General features: G+C 65.8%; 1 protein-coding gene. It reads right to left on the bottom strand.

The window, feature by feature from the left end:
* On the bottom strand, window positions 1-1,865 hold a 1,865-nt coding region (locus FFS72_RS26255), incomplete at both ends, for a non-ribosomal peptide synthetase (RefSeq protein WP_137876694.1).

Below are 1,865 nucleotides of genomic sequence, written 5' to 3'. Positions count from 1 at the left end.
ACCGCCGCCACAACCTGCTCGGCCTCGGTAACCGGCGCCCGGAACTCCGCCGCCTCGAACACCGGAACAGGCAACGCCTTCCGATCCAACTTGCCCGACGAGTTCACCGGGAACGCCTCGAGCACCAACACCCGCGACGGCACCATGTACGCCGGCAACCGATCGGCCGCCACCGAAGTCACCTCGGCAACATCGACGTCGACACCCTCCGCCGCCGTCACATAACCGACCAGATGCAGACCCGCCGCGGTAGCGACAACCGCAGCCGCCGCCGCACGCACCGACGGATGCTCGGCCAACGCCGCCTCGACCTCACCGAGCTCGATCCGCAAACCGTGCAACTTCACCTGGAAATCGGTGCGGCCCAAGAACTCCAGCTCACCAGCACTCGTCCAGCGAGCCAGGTCACCGGTCCGGTACATCCGCTCACCACCACCGAACGGATTGGCCACAAACCGCTCCGCGGTCAGATCCGACCGAGACTCGTACCCACGGGCCAACTGCACACCAGCGAGATACAACTCACCCGGAACACCGACCGGAACCGGACGCAGACGCGAATCCAGGACGAACACCTTGGTACCCGCAACCGGCCCACCGATCGGCACGATCGACACGTCCGCATCGGTCACCTCACGACGCGTGACCTGCATGGCAGCCTCGGTCGGGCCGTACAGGTTGTGCACCCGCGCACCGGTGACCCGGCCGAACTCCGCAGCCACAGCCACCGGCAACGGCTCACCACCGGCGAACATCCGCCGCAACGCCGGCGTACCCGACTCGGGCAACGCCGCCATCACCATCGGCAGCATCGACGGCACGAACTGCACAGTCGTCACCGACTGCTCCACCAACACCCGCGCCAGATACTGCGGGTCCCGATGACCGTCAGCACCGGCCAGCACCAACCGGGCACCGGTCTGCAAGGGCCAGAAGAACTCCCACACCGACGCATCGAACGTCGCCGGCGTCTTCTGCAGCACCGAATCCTGCTCGTCGAGCCGGTACTCCGACTGCATCGACACCAACTGGTTCACCGCCGCAGCATGAGTGACCGCGACGCCCTTCGGCCGCCCGGTCGAACCCGACGTGAACAACACGTACGCGGTGTTCTCCGGACCCAGCACACCGATCCGGTCCGCATCGGTGACCGACCGACCGTCGGCCTGATCGATCCCCGACACCTCCACGACGTCGCGCCCGAACGCCAGATCCGCACCAGCGTCGACCAACACCAACAGCGGGTCGGCAATGTCGATCACGTACCCGATCCGCTCGGCCGGCTGATCCGGATCGACCGGCACATACGCACCACCGGCACGGACCACCGCGTACATCGCGATCACCTGATCGACCGACCGGCGCATCGCCAGCACCACCCGGGACTCGACCCCGACACCGAGACCGATCAGATGCCTGGCAACGGCATTGACCCTCGAGTCGAACTCCCGGTACGTCAACGTCTCCGACTCACCGACCAACGCGACCGCATCCGGCGTCGCGACAACCTGGTCGACGAACAACGAATCCAACGTCGACGACAACACCGGCGCAGCGGAGCCATTCCACTCCCGCAGCACCAACTCCCGCTCACCGACACCGAGCAGATCGATGTCACCGACCGGCAACTCACTGTCCGCGGTCACCGCACGCAGGATCCGCAACAAACCGTCGGTCAGACGCTGCACACCCGCTGCATCGAACAACGCAGTGGCATAGGTCAACCCACCGACCAGACCAGCCGGCGCACCCTCGTCGTCGTAGGTGTCGACAAACCCGAAGTCCAGATCGAACTTCGCCAACACCACATCCGAATCCATACCGACAACCGAGAGCCCACCGAACTCGATCTCCGGCGTGTCCAG

Source organism: Rhodococcus sp. Q (assembly GCF_005503035.1).
Lineage (GTDB): Bacteria > Actinomycetota > Actinomycetes > Mycobacteriales > Mycobacteriaceae > Rhodococcus_G.
This window is presented reverse-complemented; position numbering and strand designations above follow the sequence as displayed.